Origin of the sequence: Streptomyces eurythermus, from assembly GCF_014649115.1 — a bacterium.
GTDB lineage: Bacteria > Actinomycetota > Actinomycetes > Streptomycetales > Streptomycetaceae > Streptomyces > Streptomyces eurythermus.
Window position 1 is genome coordinate 196,933 of record NZ_BMSK01000017.1, and the last position, 18,340, is coordinate 215,272.

The 18,340-nt window shown below is 73.6% G+C and carries 14 protein-coding genes and 1 pseudogene; 3 read left to right on the forward strand and 12 right to left on the reverse strand.

Translation table 11 applies throughout. The annotated features are described in order from the left end of the window. Positions 1 to 10: 10 nt before the first annotated feature. Genes IE251_RS29905 through IE251_RS29915 form a run of 3 tightly spaced genes read right to left on the reverse strand, consistent with a single transcriptional unit; the run spans position 11 to position 2,027 of the window. The gene (locus IE251_RS29905; protein WP_189756111.1) at positions 11 to 319 is read right to left on the reverse strand and encodes an AzlD domain-containing protein; all 309 of its coding nucleotides are present in this window, start codon (positions 317 to 319) and stop codon (positions 11 to 13) included. Further along, complete coding sequence (locus IE251_RS29910; RefSeq protein WP_189756112.1) at positions 316 to 1,125, reverse strand: AzlC family ABC transporter permease; 810 nt, start codon at positions 1,123 to 1,125, stop codon at positions 316 to 318. Before IE251_RS29910 ends, IE251_RS29905 begins: the two co-directional genes overlap by 4 nt. Beyond that, on the reverse strand, positions 1,122 to 2,027 hold the full coding sequence (locus IE251_RS29915; protein WP_189756113.1) for an AraC family transcriptional regulator: 906 nt from the start codon (positions 2,025 to 2,027) through the stop codon (positions 1,122 to 1,124). Before IE251_RS29915 ends, IE251_RS29910 begins: the two co-directional genes overlap by 4 nt. A 284-nt stretch (positions 2,028 to 2,311) precedes the next feature. Between IE251_RS29915 and IE251_RS29920 the strand changes: the two genes are divergently transcribed. The 3 genes and pseudogenes from IE251_RS29920 to IE251_RS29930 all read left to right on the forward strand — a co-directional run. Then, on the forward strand, positions 2,312 to 7,426 hold the full coding sequence (locus tag IE251_RS29920; RefSeq protein WP_189756114.1) for an ATP-dependent helicase: 5,115 nt from the start codon (positions 2,312 to 2,314) through the stop codon (positions 7,424 to 7,426). Between the two features lie 61 nt (positions 7,427 to 7,487). Further along, a complete protein-coding gene (locus IE251_RS29925; RefSeq protein ID WP_189756115.1) occupies positions 7,488 to 8,339 on the forward strand; it encodes an Fpg/Nei family DNA glycosylase in 852 nt (283 codons plus the stop codon). Between the two features lie 64 nt (positions 8,340 to 8,403). After that, positions 8,404 to 9,048 (forward strand): annotated as a pseudogene (locus IE251_RS29930) (SDR family NAD(P)-dependent oxidoreductase); the annotation flags it as partial. Here IE251_RS29930 and IE251_RS29935 read toward each other — a convergent pair. From IE251_RS29935 to IE251_RS29975, 9 genes are all read right to left on the reverse strand, one after another. Further along, positions 8,996 to 9,274 (reverse strand): hypothetical protein, encoded by a 279-nt coding sequence (locus tag IE251_RS29935; RefSeq protein ID WP_189756116.1) that lies wholly within the window; start codon positions 9,272 to 9,274, stop codon positions 8,996 to 8,998. The pseudogene IE251_RS29930 and the gene IE251_RS29935 sit on opposite strands and share 53 nt — an antisense overlap. Before the next feature lie 128 nt (positions 9,275 to 9,402). Continuing rightward, positions 9,403 to 9,873, reverse strand: a complete 471-nt coding sequence (locus tag IE251_RS29940) for a Dps family protein (RefSeq protein WP_189756117.1) — start codon at positions 9,871 to 9,873, stop codon at positions 9,403 to 9,405. Between the two features lie 196 nt (positions 9,874 to 10,069). Beyond that, positions 10,070 to 10,435 carry a helix-turn-helix domain-containing protein gene (locus IE251_RS29945; protein WP_030608842.1) on the reverse strand — a complete coding sequence of 122 codons (366 nt, stop codon included), beginning with the start codon at positions 10,433 to 10,435 and terminating at the stop codon, positions 10,070 to 10,072. A 109-nt stretch (positions 10,436 to 10,544) separates the two neighbouring features. Further along, on the reverse strand, positions 10,545 to 11,090 hold the full coding sequence (locus IE251_RS29950; RefSeq protein ID WP_189756118.1) for a CinA family protein: 546 nt from the start codon (positions 11,088 to 11,090) through the stop codon (positions 10,545 to 10,547). Then, on the reverse strand, positions 11,087 to 11,848 hold the full coding sequence (gene pgsA / locus IE251_RS29955) for a CDP-diacylglycerol--glycerol-3-phosphate 3-phosphatidyltransferase (RefSeq protein WP_189756119.1): 762 nt from the start codon (positions 11,846 to 11,848) through the stop codon (positions 11,087 to 11,089). The genes IE251_RS29950 and pgsA overlap by 4 nt, the downstream gene beginning before the upstream one ends. Beyond that, the gene (gene rimO, locus IE251_RS29960; RefSeq protein WP_189756120.1) at positions 11,845 to 13,317 is read right to left on the reverse strand and encodes a 30S ribosomal protein S12 methylthiotransferase RimO; all 1,473 of its coding nucleotides are present in this window, start codon (positions 13,315 to 13,317) and stop codon (positions 11,845 to 11,847) included. Before rimO ends, pgsA begins: the two co-directional genes overlap by 4 nt. Before the next feature lie 93 nt (positions 13,318 to 13,410). Continuing rightward, entirely contained in the window at positions 13,411 to 14,253 is an 843-nt protein-coding gene (locus tag IE251_RS29965) for a helix-turn-helix domain-containing protein (protein ID WP_189756121.1), read from the reverse strand. A 279-nt stretch (positions 14,254 to 14,532) separates the two neighbouring features. Next, on the reverse strand, positions 14,533 to 17,295 hold the full coding sequence (locus tag IE251_RS29970) for a DNA translocase FtsK (protein WP_189756122.1): 2,763 nt from the start codon (positions 17,293 to 17,295) through the stop codon (positions 14,533 to 14,535). A gap of 123 nt (positions 17,296 to 17,418) precedes the next feature. Then, on the reverse strand, positions 17,419 to 18,099 hold the full coding sequence (locus tag IE251_RS29975; RefSeq protein ID WP_030785604.1) for a response regulator: 681 nt from the start codon (positions 18,097 to 18,099) through the stop codon (positions 17,419 to 17,421). Between the last annotated feature and the right edge of the window lie 241 nt (positions 18,100 to 18,340).

Below are 18,340 nucleotides of genomic sequence, written 5' to 3' on the forward strand. Positions count from 1 at the left end.
CGGGGCCGGCTCACCCGCCGATGGCCCGCAGCCCCGCCGTCACCACCACGGCCGCCGCCACGACCAGCAGGAACGGCGCGCGCAGCAGCAGTGCCACGGCCGCGGCGCCGAGCCCCGCGGCCCGGGCGTCCAGCATGAGGGCGTGCCCGTCGGCGAACGTCTGCTGGGCCGTGAGCGCGGCGAGCAGGGCGACCGGCAGCAGGGCGGCCAGCCGCCGCACGTACGGCCGCTCGACGGCGTGCGCGGGGACGAGCAGTCCGGCGAGCTTGACGGCGTAACAGCCGACGGCGGTCCCGATGATCGCGATCCAGATGTTCACCGGCCCTCCTCCGCGCCGCTCGTCCCGCCCATGTCCTTCGGTGCGCGCCGGCCGTCCGGTCCCGGCGGGCCGTCCGGCGCGTCCCCGTCGGCACGGCCGCCGCGCCGGGACTCGGCGACGAGGGCGAGCGGCGCCGCCAGTGCCGCCACCAGCACCGGCACACCGGCCGGCAGCACCGGCAGCAGACCGAGGCCCAGCAGGACCGCGAGGCCCGCCACGGCGCGCTCGGTGGCCGTCTTCAGCATCGGCGCGAGCAGGGCCAGGAACACCGCGGGTCCCGCCGCGTCCAGGCCCCACGCGCGCGTGTCGCCGATCGCCTCGGCCCCCAGCGCGCCGAGCAGGGTGGTGAGGTTCCACAGCGCGTACAGGCTGAGCCCGGTGACCGTGAAGCCGATCCGGGCGGCCCGCCGGGTCGGCTGCGCCAGGGTCACCGCCGTGGTCTCGTCGATCACCCACTGGGCGGCCAGCGGCCGTACCGCGCGCGGGAGGGCGAGCAACTGCGACAGCCGCAGCCCGTAGAAGGCGTTGCGCACGCCCAGGAAGAAGGCGCCGGCCGCGGCCGTGAACGGGTTGCCGCCGGCGGCCAGCGCCCCGACGAGGGCGAACTGCGAGGCGCCGGTGAACACCAGGAGGCTGAGCGTGCAGGTTTGGAGCAGCCCGAGTCCGCTGCCGGCCGAGGTCACCCCGAAGGCGAATCCGGACAGGCCCACCGCGACGCCGACCCCCAGGGCGTCCCGTACGACGGCCGCGTCCGGCTTCTTCATGCCGTCGGCTGTCTGGTCCGTGAGTGCTATGTGCTGTGTCACGTCCGGGACGGTACGGACGACGGCCGATCGGCGTCTTGTACGTTCTTGCGCTCGCCCGGCAGGCGCCCCCGCCCGCCCGGGTTCGCGTGTTCCCGCTGGTACGCGCCCGGGGGCACGCCGACGATCCGGGTGAAGTGCCGGTTGAGGTGGGGCTGGTCGGTGAAGCCGACGGCGACGGCCGCCTCGGCGGGGGCCGTCCCCGCGTCCAGCAGCAGCCGGGCGCGGCGCACACGGGCGTCGGTCAGCCAGGTGTGCGGCGGCATGCCGTAGGCGTCGCGGAACGCCCGCAGCAGGGCGAACGGGCTGGTCCCCAGGTCCCGGGCCAGCCGCTCCAGGGTCGGCGGCCGGGCCATCCGCTCTTCCAGCACCGCACGCGCGCGCGTGGCGATCAGCGCGCCGGCCGTCCGGGTCCGCCGCTCGGGCAGCGCACCGCCGTTCAGCCGCAGCAGCCTGGTCACGGCGACCCGCAGGAGCGTGTCGGCGGCCAGCGCGTTGCCCTCGTCGGTGGCGCGCAGCACCTGGTGGACCAGACGGGCGGCGTAGGGATCGTCGAGGACCGGGCTGACGAAGCCGGGCGTGCCCCGCAGGGTGGTGGTCTCGGCGGCGATCTCGGCGACCACGTCGGGCGAGGGGTACAGCGCGCCGTACCGCCAGCCTTCGGGCACCCCCGCCCGGCCGGTGTGCGGGGTGTCCGGGTTGACCAGCGCGAGCGCGCCCGCGCCCGCGGAGACGTCCGAGCCACGGTGGTGGAAGACCTCGACGCCGTCGGCTATGGCCGCGATCACGAAGTTCTCGTGGGTGTGCCGGATGAAGTTCTTGCGGATGTAGCGGGCCCGCAGCAGGTCGACTCCGGGCAGCTCCGGGTACCGCCAGTGCCGTGCCCGCTCGCTTGAACCCGCCATACGCCCATTGTCCCGCCCGGCCCGCCACCCCACCGGTCCCACCCCGTCCCACCGGCCCTGCCCGCCCCACCGCGCCGAACCCCGCCGTCCGACGCCCGATCCTGGCCGGCACGCCCCCGGCCCTGGCTCGTACGACGCCCGGCCCCGCCCGGCCCGACCGCCGCAGGCCCCTGATCGGCCCCCATGCCCCGCACACCACCCTCTCCCCACGCCACCCCACTCTCCCCTCCGCCCCGTTTGCCCAGGTCAGGCTGATTGTCAGTGGGTGGGTGCACGATGGACGCATGGTCAGCTCCGCACACCGAGCCCTGGACGGCTTCTCCCCCGCGACCCGCGGCTGGTTCACGGGGGCCTTCTCCGCGCCCACCGCCGCCCAGGCGGGCGCGTGGCAGGCCATCCGTGAGGGTTCGGACGTGCTGGTGGTCGCCCCGACCGGCTCGGGCAAGACGCTGGCCGCGTTCCTCGCCGCCCTGGACCAGCTGGCGTCGACGCCGCCCCCGGCCGACCCCAAGAAGCGCTGCCGGGTGTTGTACGTGTCCCCGCTGAAGGCCCTGGCCGTCGACGTGGAGCGCAATCTGCGCAGCCCGCTGACCGGCATCCGCCAGGAGTCGGTGCGGGTGGGCCTGCCCGAGCCGGAGGTCAGGGTCGGCATCCGCTCCGGCGACACCCCGGCCGCCGAGCGCCGCGCCCTGTCCACCCGCCCGCCGGACATCCTGATCACCACCCCCGAGTCGCTGTTCCTGATGCTGACCTCGGCCACGCGCGACGCGCTCACGGGCGTGGAGACGGTGATCCTGGACGAGGTGCACGCGGTGGCGGGCACCAAGCGCGGCGCGCATCTCGCGCTCTCCCTGGAGCGGCTGGACGAGCTGCTGCCCAAGCCCGCCCGCCGGATCGGCCTGTCGGCGACCGTGCGCCCGGTGGACGAGGTGGCCCGGTATCTGTCGCCGCGCCGCAAGGTGGAGATCGTCCAGCCGGAGTCCGGGAAGGAGTTCGACCTCTCCGTGGTCGTCCCGGTCGAGGACATGGGCGAGCTGGGGGGCGCCCCGGCCGCCGACGCCGGCGAGGGCGGGGAGCGGCCGTCGATCTGGCCGCATGTGGAGGAGCGGATCGCCGACCTGGTGCAGGCCCACCGGTCCACGATCGTCTTCGCCAACTCCCGCCGCCTGGCGGAGCGGCTGTGCAACCGGCTCAACGAGATCGCGTACGAACGGGCGACCGGCAAGCCCCTGGGCGAGCATCACGCCCCCGCCCAGCTGATGGGCGGCTCGGGCGCGGCCCAGGGCGCGCCGCCGGTGATCGCCCGCGCGCACCACGGCTCGGTCTCCAAGGAGCAGCGCGCCCTGGTCGAGGAGGACCTGAAGGCCGGCCGGCTGCCCGCGGTGGTGGCCACCTCCAGCCTGGAACTGGGCATCGACATGGGTGCCGTCGACCTCGTGGTGCAGGTCGAGTCCCCGCCGTCGGTCGCCTCCGGTCTCCAGCGGGTGGGCCGCGCGGGCCACCAGGTCGGTGCCGTCTCGACCGGTGTCGTCTTCCCGAAGTACCGGGGCGACCTGGTCCAGGCGGCCGTGGTCACCGAGCGGATGCGCTCGGGCGCCATCGAGTCGCTGAAGGTGCCCGCGAACCCGCTGGACGTGCTCGCGCAGCAACTGGTGGCCATGACGGCGCTGGACACCTGGCAGTTCGACGACCTGCTGGCCGTGGTCCGCCGCGCGGCCCCGTTCGCCTCGCTGCCGGAGTCGGCGTTCACGACGGTGCTGGACATGCTCGCGGGCCGCTATCCGTCCGACGCGTTCGCGGAGCTGCGCCCGCGCGTGGTGTGGGACCGGGTGGCCGGCACGGTCACCGGCCGCCCCGGCGCCCAGCGCCTGGCCGTCACCTCCGGCGGCACGATCCCGGACCGCGGTCTGTTCGGGGTGTTCCTCGCCGGTTCCGACCCGAAGAAGGGCGGCGGCCGGGTCGGCGAGCTGGACGAGGAGATGGTCTACGAGTCCCGGGTGGGCGATGTCTTCACGCTGGGCACGAGTTCCTGGCGGATCGAGGACATCACGCGCGACCGGGTCCTGGTCTCGCCCGCGCCGGGCGTGCCGGGCCGGCTGCCCTTCTGGAAGGGCGACCAGCTGGGCCGCCCCCTGGAGCTGGGCCGCGCGGTCGGCGCGTTCCTGCGCGAGGTCGGCTCGCTGCCCCGGGACGACGCGCGGCTGCGGCTGCTGGCGGCCGGCCTGGACGCGTGGGCGGCGGACAACGTGCTGTCGTACCTGAGCGAACAGCGCGAGGCCTGCGGTCACGTCCCCGACGACCGCACGATCGTCGTGGAGCGGTTCCGCGACGAGCTGGGTGACTGGCGGGTCGTCGTGCACTCGCCCTTCGGGGCCCAGGTCCACGCCCCCTGGGCGCTCGCCCTCGGCGCCCGTCTGTCCGAGCGGTACGGCATGGACGCGCAGGTCATGCACGCCGACGACGGCATCGTGCTGCGGCTGCCCGACGCCGATCTGCTGGGCCTGGACCTGCTCGACCAGGAACCGGCGAAGGCGGGCACCGCCTACGACAGCGAGCAGGCCCCGGTCGGCGCGGCGGACGTCGCCTTCGACAAGGGCGAGGTCGACCAGATCGTCACCGACCAGGTCGGCGGCTCGGCGCTGTTCGCCGCCCGGTTCCGGGAGTGCGCCGCCCGCGCGCTGCTGCTGCCGCGCCGCAACCCCGGCAAGCGCACCCCGCTGTGGCAGCAGCGCCAGCGCGCCGCCCAGCTGCTCCAGGTGGCGAGCGAGTTCGGCTCGTTCCCGATCGTCCTGGAGGCCGTCCGCGAATGTCTCCAGGACGTCTTCGACGTGCCCGGACTGGTCGAGCTGATGGGCGACATCGAGTCCCGCAAGGTGCGCCTGGTCGAGGTCACCACCCCCGAGCCGTCCCCGTTCGCCCGCTCCCTGCTCTTCGGGTACGTCGCCCAGTTCCTGTACGAGGGCGACTCCCCGCTGGCCGAGCGCCGCGCCGCCGCGCTGTCCCTGGACTCGCGGCTGCTGGCCGAGCTGCTGGGCCAGGCGGAACTGCGCGAGCTGCTCGACGCCGACGTGCTGACCGAGCTGGAGCGGGAGCTGCAGTGGCTCACCGAGGACCGCCGGGTCAAGGACGTCGAGGGCGTCGCCGACGTGCTGCGGCTGCTCGGCCCGCTGACCGACGCGGAGCTGGTGGCGCGGGGCGCGGACCCGGAGTGGGCGCGGGAGCTGGCCGGGGCGCGCCGGGCCATCAAGGTGCGGATCGCGGGCGCCGACCACTGGGCGGCCGTGGAGGACGCGGGCCGGCTGCGCGACGCGCTCGGCACGGCGCTGCCGGTCGGTGTCCCGGAAGCGTTCACCGAGCCGGTCAAGGACCCGCTGGGTGACCTCCTCGCGCGCTATGCCCGTACACACGGCCCGTTCACCTCGGCCACCGCGGCGGCCCGGTTCGGGCTCGGCGTCGCGGTCACCGAGGGCGCGCTGCAGCGGCTGGCCGCGGCCGGCCGGGTCGTCCAGGGCGAGTTCCATCCGGCCGGCATCGGCCAGGAGTGGTGCGACGCGGCCGTACTGCGCCGGTTGCGCCGCCGCTCGCTGGCGGCCCTGCGGCACGAGCTGGAGCCGGTGCCGCCCGCCGCGCTCGCCCAGTTCCTGCCGCAGTGGCAGCACATCGGCAGGGGCCACGAGCTGCGCGGGGTCGACGGCCTGGTGCGGGCCATCGAGCAGATGCAGGGCGCCTCCGTGCCCGCCTCCGCGCTGGAGAAGCTGGTCCTCCCCTCCCGCGTGGCGGGTTACACGCCCGCGATGCTCGACGAGCTGACCGCCGCGGGCGAGGTGGTGTGGGCCGGTGCGGGCGCCCTGCCCGGCAAGGACGGCTGGGTCTCCCTGTATCTGGCGGACGCGGCCCCGCTGCTGCTCCCGGCACCGCACCCGCTGGAGCCGACCGCGCTCCACCAGTCCGTGCTGGACGCCCTCTCCGGCGGGTACGGCCTGTTCTTCCGGCAGATCGCCGACCAGGTCCGCGCCACCACCCACCCGGAGGTCACCGATCCCCAGCTGGCCGACGCCCTGTGGGATCTCGCCTGGTCCGGCCGGCTCACCAACGACACCCTCGCCCCGATGCGTGCCCTGCTGGGCTCCGGCCGTACGGCGGGCTCGACCGCGCACCGCGCCAAGCGCGCCGTACCGCGCGGGCGCTACGGCTCCCTGACGGCCGCCGCGCGCACCGCCTCCCGCACCGGCCCGCCGACCGTCGCGGGCCGCTGGTCGCTGCTGCCGGCGGCCGAGCCGGACGCCACCGTGCGCGCGCACGCGCTGGCCCGTACGCTCCTGGACCGGCACGGCGTGGTCACCCGGGGCGCGGTCGCCGCGGAGGGCGTGGAGGGCGGCTTCTCCGCGGTGTACCGGGTGCTGTCGGTGTTCGAGGAGAGCGGCCAGGCCCGGCGCGGTTATGTGGTGGAGGGGTTGGGCGCGGCCCAGTTCGCGATGGACGGCGCGGTGGACCGCCTGCGCGCGGTGGCGAACGCCCGCGAGCGCACCGAGGGCCTGCCCGCCCCGGCCGGCCGGAACGGCTTCGACACCCCGGGCACGGCGAACGGCTTCGGTACGACGGGAACCGCGAACGGCTTCGGCCGCCCGGACCCGGCGACCGGCTTCCCAGGCACCGCGAACGGCTTCGCCGGGCAGGGCTTCCCGGACCCGTTCGACGGACCCCAGGGAGCCCCGGGTGCCCGGGGCTCCGGCGGGACCCACCGCTCCGACGGCGGCCCGCACGACCACGCCACCGCCCCCGGCCCCTTCGACGCGGCCGACGGCGGCTTCACCCACCCCGGACTGGACGGCGACTTCACCTGGCCGCCGGACGACCACACCGGCGCCGACGGCGACCCGTTCGCCTCCCCCGGCTACGGCGGCCCCCGCGGCGGCGGCCCCGCCCACGGCCCGGGCAGCTCCCCCGGCCCGGCCCCGCACCGCGCCCGCGGCGGCTACGGCCACGGCCGTACGGGCACCGCTCCCGGCTCCCGCGCCGTGGTCCTCGCCGCGGCCGACCCCGCGAACGCCTACGGCTCCGCGCTGCCCTGGCCGGAGCCGCCGGCCGGCGCCGGGCACAAGCCGGGCCGGAAGGCGGGTGCGCTGGTGGTGCTGGTGGACGGCGAGCTGACGCTCTACATGGAGCGCGGCGGCAAGACGCTGCTGGCATGGCCCGCCGCCCCGGACACCGCCGCGACGGACGACCCCCGCCTGCGCGCGGCCGCCGAGGCACTGGCCACGGCGGCCCGCGCGGGCTCGGTCGGCACGGTCACCGTGGAGCGGATCAACGGCGCCCAGGCCCTGACGTCCCCCGTAGGCGCCCTCCTGGAGACGGCCGGGTTCGTGGCGACACCGCGCGGCCTGCGCCTGAGACCGTGAGGCCGCCCCGGCCCCCACGACGGCACCCGCACGCCCTGACACCACGTGGCAGGCTTGAGGCATGCCCGAAGGTGACACGGTCTGGCAGGCCGCGCGGCGGCTGCACGAGGCCCTCGCGGGCCAGGTGCTGACCCGCAGCGACTTCCGTGTGCCCAAGTACGCGACGGTCGACCTGGCCGGCCGCGCGGTGCTGAACACCATCCCGCGCGGCAAGCACCTGCTGACCCGCTTCGAGGACGGCCTGACCCTGCACACCCATCTGCGGATGGAGGGCACGTGGAAGGTGTACGACCCGGGCGAGCGCTGGCGGGGCGGGCCGGCCCACCAGATCCGCGCCGTCCTGTCCACCGCCGACCGCGCGGCCGTCGGCTACCGCCTCCAGGTCCTGGAGCTGCTGCGCACGGCCGACGAGGAGCGGGTCGTCGGCCACCTCGGCCCCGACCTGCTCGGCCCGGACTGGGACCCCGAGCGCGCCCTGGCCAACCTCCTGGCGGACCCCGCCCGGCCGCTCGGCGAGGCCCTGCTGGACCAGCGCAATCTGGCCGGGATCGGCAACATCTACAAGAGCGAGCTGTGCTTCCTGCTCGGCGTGACCCCGTGGCTGCCCGTCGGCGCGCTCCCCGACGACCGCGCCGAGAAGCTGCCCGTCCTGGCCAAGCGGCTGCTGGAGGCGAACCGCGACCGCCCGGTCCGGCAGACCACCGGCGTGCACCGGCACGACCTGTTCGTCTACGGCCGCGCGCCCCGGCCCTGCCTGCGCTGTCACACCTCCGTCCGGGTGGCCGACCAGGGCGACGGTTCCCAGGAACGCCCCACCTACTGGTGCCCCACCTGCCAGCCGGGTCCCGCCCCGGCACCCGGCTCCCCGCAGCGCTGGCGGGAGAAGTACCCCCGCCGCCCTCGCACCCCCTGAGCCGCACACCCTGAGCGGCCCGAACAATTGACGACCCGCCAGAACTGCTCGTACCGACCCCGTCACGGCCCCGAGCGCGTACGACCTCACCGGACGCACCGCCTTCGTCACCGGAGCCGGCAGCGGCATCGGCCGGGCCTGTGCCGTGCTGCGCGCCGAGGCGGGCGCGAGAGTGCACCGCGTGGACCGGAACGCGGACGGCCTGGGCGGCACCGCCGCGCCGATCGAGGACCACGACGGCACGGCCGGCTCCACGTCGTCTCCGGACCGGGTGCTGAACGTCGATTTCAAGGGCGTGCTGTACGCCTTCCAGGAGGCGGCGCGGCTGATGTTCGCCCACGGCACCCGAGGCAGCATCGTCACCATGGCCTCCGGCGCGGTCGACACCGGCGGCGCCGGGCTGCTCCGCTACGGCGCGGCCAAGGCGGCCGTGGTCCAGCCGACCAGGACGCCGGCCACCGGGCTGGGCCCGCACGGCGTCCGGGTCGACGCGGTCGCCCCGGGCCGAATCCGCACCCCCATGACCGCCCGCCCGGCCCGTGCGGCCCAGGCGCACAGCGAGGCCGTGATGACCCGCATGACACCGCTGGGCCGGGTCGGCGAGCCCGACGACGTGGCGCACGCGGTGCTGTACCTGGCCTCGGACGCTTCGGCATTCACGACGGGTCGGACACTCCGCCCGAACGGGGGTGTGACGATGCCCTGGTGACGTCCCCGGCCCGCCAGGCGGCCTGCCAGCGTCCCGCCGGCACGGCCCCGGTCGCGCGCGCCTTGGGCACGCAGTGCACGGGCAGCAGGCTCAGCCCCCAGCCGCCGGCCGCGACGGCCGCTTCCAGCACGCCCGAGCCCTCCCCCGCGGCCAGCCGCAGCACGGCCCACCACCACAGGGCCCCGAGCCCGAGCGCGACCCCCCACCGCACTATGCGTCCTGCCATGCCCGCCATCACCTCCAGCCGGACGCTAGACCGTCGCCCGCCCCGCGCGGGAGGCGCACCACGGGCTCACCGATGCACCACCGGACCACTCGGCACCGGGGAACCGCGCGATGCCCGGGCCGCCCCCGCTACGCGTTCTCCGCCTGGAACATCCAGTGGTGCTTCTCCAGGTCCGCGGTGATCGCGATGAGGAGGTCCTGGGAGACCGGGTCGGGCGCCTCGGTCGCGGTCACCCGTTCCCGCATCCGGGTGATCACCGAGCCCAGCGCGTCCACCATGGCCGAGACCGCGTCCGTGTCCTTGATCCAGCCGGCCGGAGCCGTCTTGATGCCGCTGCCGGAGGCCACCGTGGCGGCGCGGCCGTCGGGCGGTACGCCCAGCGCCGACGCCCGCTCGGCGACCGTGTCGGAGTGGGCGCGGGCGGAGGCGACGACCTCGTCCAGCTGGAGGTGGATGGAGCGGAACCTGGGGCCGACGATGTTCCAGTGGATCTGCTTACTGGTCAGCGCGAGGTCCACCAGGTCCATCAGGGCGCCCTGGAGCGCCTCGGACACGACCTTCAGGTCCGCGTCGGCCAACGGGCTCTTCACGACGTACATCCGCTTCCTCCGGTGCTCGGGCGCCGTCACGTCCCTCCCACGATGACCGCACGACCCAACCCCGGCAAACGGGATCTACCGGGAGAAAAGCCACCATGGGCAGACAAGAGGCCCCGGCCGGGCTGTCCGGAGGGATCCGGAACGGCCCGGCCGGGGCCTCGTTCGTTCAGGGGTTGTCAGGCCGCGCGCGCGGACCTCAGGCCGCGACCACGTCCGCGGGCGCCTTGATGGTCACCCGTTCCGGTGGCACACCGGTCACCGACACGGATCCCAGCATCGGCCGGACCGGCGTGGGCACAGGCTCGGTGGCGCGGGCGGACTGGGCCAGTTCGGCGAGCGCCAGCTCGTCGCTCACTTCCCGCATGAGTTCCGACATCCGTACGTCCAGCGCGTCGCAGATGGCGGCGAGCAGCTCGGAGGAAGCCTCCTTCTGCCCCCGCTCCACCTCGGAGAGATAGCCGAGTGAGACTCGGGCGGACGAGGAGACTTCGCGCAGAGTACGGCCCTGGCGTTGGCGCTGCCGACGCAGCACGTCACCCAGCAGGCGACGGAGCAGAATCATCGGTGGCTCCCTCCTCGGACCGCGTAGCCGCATCCTTCTCGCCCCACCGTACCGCCTCGCGCCGCGGCCGTGCGGGGAGCGATGTCGTGTTCACTCAGGGCTGCAAACATCAAAACCCCCCGTTCCGTTCCGTATCCTGTGCCCGCTCATTCCCAGTCTGTTCGCCCGCAAGCTGCTCCAGGAGCACTGCGAGTACGCTCCGTACACTCTCCATACGAATTTCCGCACGGCCGCCGTTCAACCGCAGCGCCCGGACTTTTCCGCCACCGGCAGAACCGGACCGGCCGGTGAGAGGTCCGTACACGGCCACGAAGACCGTCCCGACAGGCTTGCCGTCCTGCGGATCGGGGCCCGCCACTCCGGTGGTCGCGATGCCCCAGTCGGCACCGAGAAGCGCCCGGACTCCGGCCGCCATCTGCCCCGCGACCTGCGGATCCACCGCACCTCGCTGGGCCAGCAGGGAGCCGTCGACGCCGAGCAGTCCGTGCTTGAGCTCGGTGGCGTAGGCGGTGACCGAGCCCCGGAACACCCGGGACGCCCCGGGTACCCCGGTGATCTCCGCCGCCACCAGGCCACCGGTCAGCGACTCGGCGACGGCAAGGGTCTCGCCCCTCACGGTCAGTAGTCGCACCAGTTCGGTGGCCTGGGAGCTCACGCGTCCTTCTCCTCCAACGCCGCCGCGCGCTCGGCGATTCCCCGCCGGCGCAGCACAATGGCTTGTCTTACGTAGTCGAGGCCCGTCAGGACCGTGAGGACGACCGCCGCGGCCATCACCCAGTACCGCAGGGTGGCCAGCCATCCCGTCAGCGCGAGGACGTACATGCCCACGGCCACGCCCTGGGTGAGGGTCTTCAGCTTGCCGCCGCGGCTGGCGGGGATCACGCCATAGCGAATGACCAGAAAACGCAGCAGGGTGATGCCGAGTTCCCGGCCGAGGATGACGGCCGTCACCCACCAGGGCAGGTCGCCCAGGGCCGACAGACAGATGAGCGCCGCCCCCATGATCGCCTTGTCGGCGATGGGGTCGGCGATCTTCCCGAAGTCGGTGACCAGGTTGTACGTCCGCGCCAGATGCCCGTCGAACAGGTCGGTGATCATGGCGATGGCGAAGGCGGCCCAGGCCAGCGAGCGCCAGGCCGGGTCGTAGCCGCCGTCCGCGAGCATCAGCGCCACGAAGCCGGGCACCAGCAGCAGCCGCAGCATGGTCAGCAGATTGGCGACGTTCCAGACACTGGCCTGGTTGACGGCCGCAGCCGTGATCTTGCCGCCACGGGCGGCCCTGCCGCCCTCGTCGGCGGGACCTGAAGCAGAACCGGAGACCTCGGACCGGGCGCCGTCGGCAGCGGCGGCGGTGCCCCGGGCGCGGTGCGCGCCGGAGGAGCCGCCCGCGGCGGATGCCGGGACTCCGGTCATCTGCCCGCCTCCTCACTACACGCGAGCGAGCCGGCCAGCGGCTCGGCCACCAGGTCGACACCTTCCGTACCGACCACCTTCGCCTCGACCATACGTCCGACGCTCAGGCCCTCGCCGCTCGTGAGCAGCACCTGGCCGTCGGTCTCCGGCGCCTGGTGCGCGGCACGGCCGTAGACGCCCTCCTCCTCGTCCACCGACTCCACCAGGACCCGCACGGTCTCGCCGACGCGCTCCTCGGCGCGCTGCGAGACCAGCTCCTCGGCCAGCCGGGAGATGTGGGCCAGGCGCTCGGCGACGACGTCCTCATCCAGCTTGGTGTCGTACGTCGCCGCTTCCGTGCCCTCCTCGTCGGAGTAGCCGAACACGCCGATGGCGTCCAGCCGGGCGCCGTTCAGGAAGCGCTCCAGTTCGGCCAGGTCCGACTCCGTCTCGCCGGGGAAGCCGACGATGAAGTTGGAGCGCACGCCGGCCTCGGGCGCCTTGCTCCGGATGGTGTCCAGCAGTTCCAGGAACCGGTCGGTGTCACCGAAGCGGCGCATGGCACGCAGCACGTTCGGCGCGGAGTGCTGGAAGGACAGGTCGAAGTACGGGGCGACCTTGGGCGTCGAGGTCAGGACGTCGATCAGGCCGGGGCGCATCTCGGCCGGCTGGAGGTAGCTCACCCGGACCCGCTCGATACCGTCCACCGCGGCCAGCTCCGGCAGCAGGGACTCCAGCAGGCGGATGTCGCCCAGGTCCTTGCCGTAGGAGGTGTTGTTCTCGGAGACCAGCATGATCTCCTTCACGCCCTGCTCGGCCAGCCAGCGGGTCTCGTTCAGGACGTCGCTGGGGCGGCGGGAGATGAAGGAGCCGCGGAAGGACGGGATGGCGCAGAAGGAGCAGCGCCGGTCGCAGCCCGAGGCGACCTTGACCGAGGCGACCGGGGAGCCGTCCAGGCGGCGGCGCAGCGGCGCGCGGGGCCCGGAGGCGGGGGCGACGCCCTCCGGCAGGTCGGCCGGGGCGTGGCCGGGCAGCGCGACGGACGCGGCCGATTCCTGTCGCTCGGCCGGGCTGATCGGCAGCAGCTTGCGCCGGTCGCGCGGGGTGTGGGAGGCGTGGATGCCGCCGGACAGGATGGTCTGCAGGCGGTCGGAGATGTCCGTGTAGTCGTCGAAGCCGAGCACGCCGTCGGCCTCGGGCAGCGCCTCGGCCAGCTCCTTGCCGTACCGCTCGGCCATACAGCCCACCGCCACGACGGCCTGGGTTCTCCCGTGGCCCTTGAGATCGTTGGCCTCCAGCAGGGCGTCGACGGAGTCCTTCTTCGCGGCCTCCACGAAGCCACAGGTGTTGACCACGGCGACGTCGGCGTCCGCGGCGTCGTCCACGAGCTGCCAGCCGTCCGCCTCCAAACGGCCTGCGAGCTCCTCGGAATCCACCTCGTTACGAGCGCAGCCGAGAGTGACGAGTGCGACGGTACGGCGTTCAGGCATGTGCTCAAGACTACTTTGTCTCACCGACAGCCCTCGTCGACGGGGTTGGCCGGGCCCGGCCGACTCCGTCACATCCCGCAGGGCGGCGGCCCGTCAGCCCGCCACGGGGTCGCCCTTGGTGTAGGTCAGGCGCTCCACCGCGCCGGGCCGGAAGGTGTCCTCGATCTTCTTGCCGTTGACGTACAGCTCGATCGCGCCCGCGTCGCCGAGGATGAGGTTGATCTTGGAGTTGTCCTGGAAGGTCTTCGACTGGCCCTTCTTCAGCAGCCCGTCGAAAAGCATCCGGCCGTTGTGGTCCTTGGCGGAGATCCAGCTGCGTCCGTTGGGCGCGCTGACCTGGACGGTCACCTTGTCCTGGGGGGCGGCGGCGATGGCGCTGTCGGAGGGCTCGCCGGTCGGCTGGGCCGGCTTGTCCTTCTTCGGCGGGACGGAGGCGCTCGTACCGGCGCTGGACGGGCTGCCCTCGGCGACCTGGGACTTGGAGTCGCCGGAGGAGGAGCCGCCCTTGAACGCGGTGAACCCGACGAACCCGATCACGACGACGATGGCGGCGACCATCGCCGCCGTCCAGTTCGGGCCGCGCCGCTCGGGCCGGATCCGCTCCGCCTCGAACAGCGGCGCGGCGGGGGTGGGCGCGGGACGGCCGCCGTGCTCGGCGTCGTACCGGGCGATCAGCGGCTCGGGGTCGAGGTGGACCGCCCTGGCCAGCGTGCGGATGTGCCCACGGGCGTACACGTCGCCGCCGCAGGGGGCGAAGTCGTCCGCCTCGATGGCGCGCACGATGGCGATACGGACCCGAGTGGCGGTGCTGACGTCGTCCACGGTCAGCCCGGCCGCGATCCGCGCCTGCTTCAGGGCGCGGCCCACGGAAGGTCGGGCTTCCTGGGACTCGTCTCGGAACGGACGCTCGTCTTCAGGGGAGTTGCCGAGGGACACGGGGGCGCCTTTCGAGCGTGTAGCCACCTGTGCTGGAAGCTCAGTCTAGGGGGGTGACGAAAGGGTGGGGCAACCGGACGGTATGACTTTGTACGCCAACGGATTGGCACGACATGCCGATGGTCGGACAAGCAGGTACCCCTGGGCGAGGCCCTTACCTGACCTTTCGCTCAACTGGACGTACGACAAACCCAAACGGTTGCCCCATGCCCCCTAACGGGTGGGTCACGGCCGCTCGGCCACCCGGCGCAACCGGGCTGGACCGAACGGACCTTCGCGTCACCCCTCGGTCTCCCCGCGGATCATCGCGAGCACACCGTCCAGCTCGTCCGGCTTCACCAGGACGTCCCGCGCCTTGGAGCCCTCGCTCGGTCCGACGATGTTGCGGGACTCCATGAGGTCCATCAGCCGCCCCGCCTTGGCGAAGCCGACGCGCAGCTTGCGCTGGAGCATGGACGTCGACCCGAACTGGGTGGAGACGACCAGCTCGGCGGCCTGGCACAGCAGGTCGAGGTCGTCGCCGATGTCCTCGTCGATCTCCTTCTTCTGCTTGGAGCCCACGGTGACGTCGTCCCGGAAGACGGGCGCCATCTGCTCCTTGCAGTGCCGGACGACGTCCGCGACCTCCTCCTCGGTCACGAACGCGCCCTGCATACGGGTCGGCTTGTTCGCGCCCATCGGCAGGAACAGGCCGTCGCCCTTGCCGATCAGCTTCTCGGCGCCCGGCTGGTCGAGGATGACCCGCGAGTCGGCCAGCGAGGAGGTGGCGAACGCCAGCCGGGAGGGCACGTTGGCCTTGATCAGACCGGTGACCACGTCGACCGACGGGCGCTGGGTGGCGAGCACCAGGTGGATGCCGGCCGCGCGCGCGAGCTGCGTGATGCGCACGATGGCGTCCTCGACGTCACGCGGGGCGACCATCATCAGGTCGGCCAGCTCGTCCACGATCACCAGCAGGTACGGGTACGGCTGGAGCTCGCGCTCGCTGCCCGGCGGCGGCTCGACCTTTCCCTCGCGCACCGCGCGGTTGAAGTCGTCGATGTGCCGGTAGCCGTAGGCGGCCAGGTCGTCATACCTGAGGTCCATCTCGCGGACCACCCACTGCAGCGCCTCGGCGGCCCGCTTGGGGTTGGTGATGATCGGCGTGATCAGGTGCGGGATGCCCTCGTAGGCGGTCAGCTCCACGCGCTTGGGGTCGACCAGGATCATCCGGACGTCCTCCGGGGTCGCCCGCATCATCACCGAGGTGATCAGGCAGTTGATGCAGGACGACTTGCCGGAGCCGGTGGCGCCGGCGACCAGCATGTGCGGCATCTTCGCCAGCGAGTGCATGACGTACCCGCCCTCGACGTCCTTGCCGAAGGCGACCAGCATCGGGTCGTCGTCCTCGGCGGACTCCGCGAGGCGCAGCACGTCGCCGAGGTTGACCATCTCCCGGTCGGTGTTGGGGATCTCGATGCCCACCGCGGACTTGCCGGGGATGGGGCTGATGATCCGCACGTCCGGGCTGGCCACCGCGTAGGCGATGTTCTTGGTCAGCGCGGTGATCCGCTCGACCTTCACGGCGGGGCCCAGCTCCACCTCGTAGCGGGTGACCGTCGGGCCGCGGGTGAAGCCGGTGACGGCCGCGTCGACCTTGAACTCGGTGAAGACCTGGGTGAGCGAGGCGACGACCGCGTCGTTGGCGGCGCTGCGCGCCTTGCCGGGGCCGCCCCGCCGTAGCAGGTCCAGGGAGGGCAGCGCGTAGGTGATGTCCCCGGACAGCTGGAGCTGCTCCGCGCGCGCGGGCAGGTCACGGGGGGCCTCGGGAGCCTTCTTGGTCAGGTCGGGTACGGCCTTGGTGAGGTCGGGTACGGCCGCGGGCTCGGGCTTCTCCCGCTTCGGGCGGGCGGCGGGCACCGGCGCCGGCGCGGGTACGGAGGCGGGGGCGGCCACCGGGGTGGTGTCCTCGCGCTCGCCCGCGCTCACCCCCTGGGTGAGGTCGGCGACCAGCGGGGAGGGCGGCATGCCGTGCAGCACGGCGCCGTCCAGCGCGGCGGCGGCCGCCGCGGCGACGTCCACGGCGTCCGGGTGCCGCTGCGGATCCGGCTGGGGCACGGCGGAACGCCTGGGGCGCCCGCGGCGCTGCGCCAGGGCGGCGGCCTCCGCGCCCTCGGGGTCGTACGCCCGGGGCGCGCCGGAGCGCCTGCGCGGGCGCGCGGGCGCCGCCTCCCGCCACTGCTCCTCGTAGGCCTCCTCCTCGGCGGCGGCGAACCGGTCCGCCTCGTGGTCGTGCAGCACGCCCAGCACCACGCCGAGCCGCCGCAACCGCTGCGGGATGGCGTTGACCGGGGTCGCGGTCACCACCAGCAGCCCGAAGATCGTCAGCAGCACCAGCAGGGGTACGGCGAGCACCTCGGTCATGGCGTACGTCAGCGGGGTGGCCGCCGCCCAGCCGATGAGGCCGCCGGCGTCCCTTATGCCCTGCATGCCGGCGCTGCGCGCGGGCGAGCCGCAGGCGACGTGGACCTGGCCGAGCACGCCGACGACGAGCGCGGACAGGCCGATCACGATCCGTCCGTTGGCCTCCGGCTTCTCCGGGTGCCGGATGAACCGTACGGCGATCACCGCGAGCAGTATCGGCACCAGCAGGTCGAGCCGGCCGAAGGCGCCGGTGACCAGGATCTCCACCAGGTCGCCGACGGGCCCGCGCAGGTCCGCCCAGGTGCCCGCCGCGACGATCAGCGCGATGCCGAGCAGCAGCAGCGCGACGCCGTCCTTGCGATGGGCCGGGTCGAGGTTCTTCGCGCCCTGCCCTATGCCCCGGAAGACGGCGCCAACGGCGTGCGCGAGGCCCAGCCAGAGGGCGCGCACCACCCGGTAGATGCCCCCGGTGGGGCTGGGCACCGGCTTCGGCGGCGGGGACTTCTTCGCCACGGCCTTCTTGGCGGGCGCCTTCTTGGCCGGGACCTTCTTCGCGGCGGCCTTCTTCGCCGGAGCCTTCGCGGGAGCAGCGGCCTTCTTGGCGGGCTGCTTCTTGGCTGCGGAGGGACGTGAGGCCATGGGTGTGAGGTTACCGGGGGAGACGACGGCGGACACGTGTGCCCACAGCTTCACCCGTTCGTGTCGTGCCTGCCGGGGAGCGAAATTGACGCACACTCATCCGCATCCGCGGAACGGCCTCGGTCAGTTCTGCGACGGCACCGAGGCACCGCTGCCGCCCGTGCCCGGCTCCAGCGCGTCCAGGGCACGGCGCAACCCGGTGAGTTTGCGCTCCAGATGGGCCGCCGTCGCCACCGCCGCCGCGTCCGCGGAGTCGTCGTCCAGCTGTTTGGACAGCGCCTCCGCCTGCTCCTCGACGGCCGCGAGCCGCGCGGACAGCTCGGCGAGCAGCCCGGCCGACTCCTTGCCGGCCACCCCGCCCTTGCCGCCGCCCTCCAACTGCAGCCGCAGCAGCGCCGCCTGCTCCCGCAGCTGGCAGTTCTTCATGTACAGCTCGACGAAGACCGAGACCTTCGCGCGCAGCACCCACGGGTCGAACGGCTTGGAGATGTAGTCCACCGCGCCCGCCGCGTAGCCCCGGAAGGTGTGGTGCGGGCCGTGGTTGATGGCCGTGAGGAAGATGATCGGGATGTCTCGCGTCCGCTCCCGCCGCTTGATGTGCGCGGCCGTCTCGAAACCGTCCATGCCCGGCATCTGGACATCCAGCAGGATGACCGCGAAATCGTCCGTGAGCAGTGCCTTGAGCGCTTCCTCCCCGGACGATGCCCGCACCAGTGTCTGATCGAGCGCCGAGAGGATCGCCTCCAGCGCCAGCAGATTCTCCGGCCGGTCATCGACCAGGAGGATCTTGGCCTTCTGCACCATGGCCCGCCCTCCTCGCCCCGGCGGTACACCGGGCGCCGCCCCAGGGGACGACTCCCTTTCGCCGCCCGTCCTTGTGCCGGTCATCGTAGCCGCACCCCGCCTGTCGCCACACCCTGTCACCGCGATGTCACTGTGCACGTACCGGAAACGCGGCGGGATCCCGAATGGTTCCCGGAATCCGGGATTCCCGCGTGTCCCCGGCCCCCATCATGCAGCAACTCCCCGCACGCCCCGCGGGATC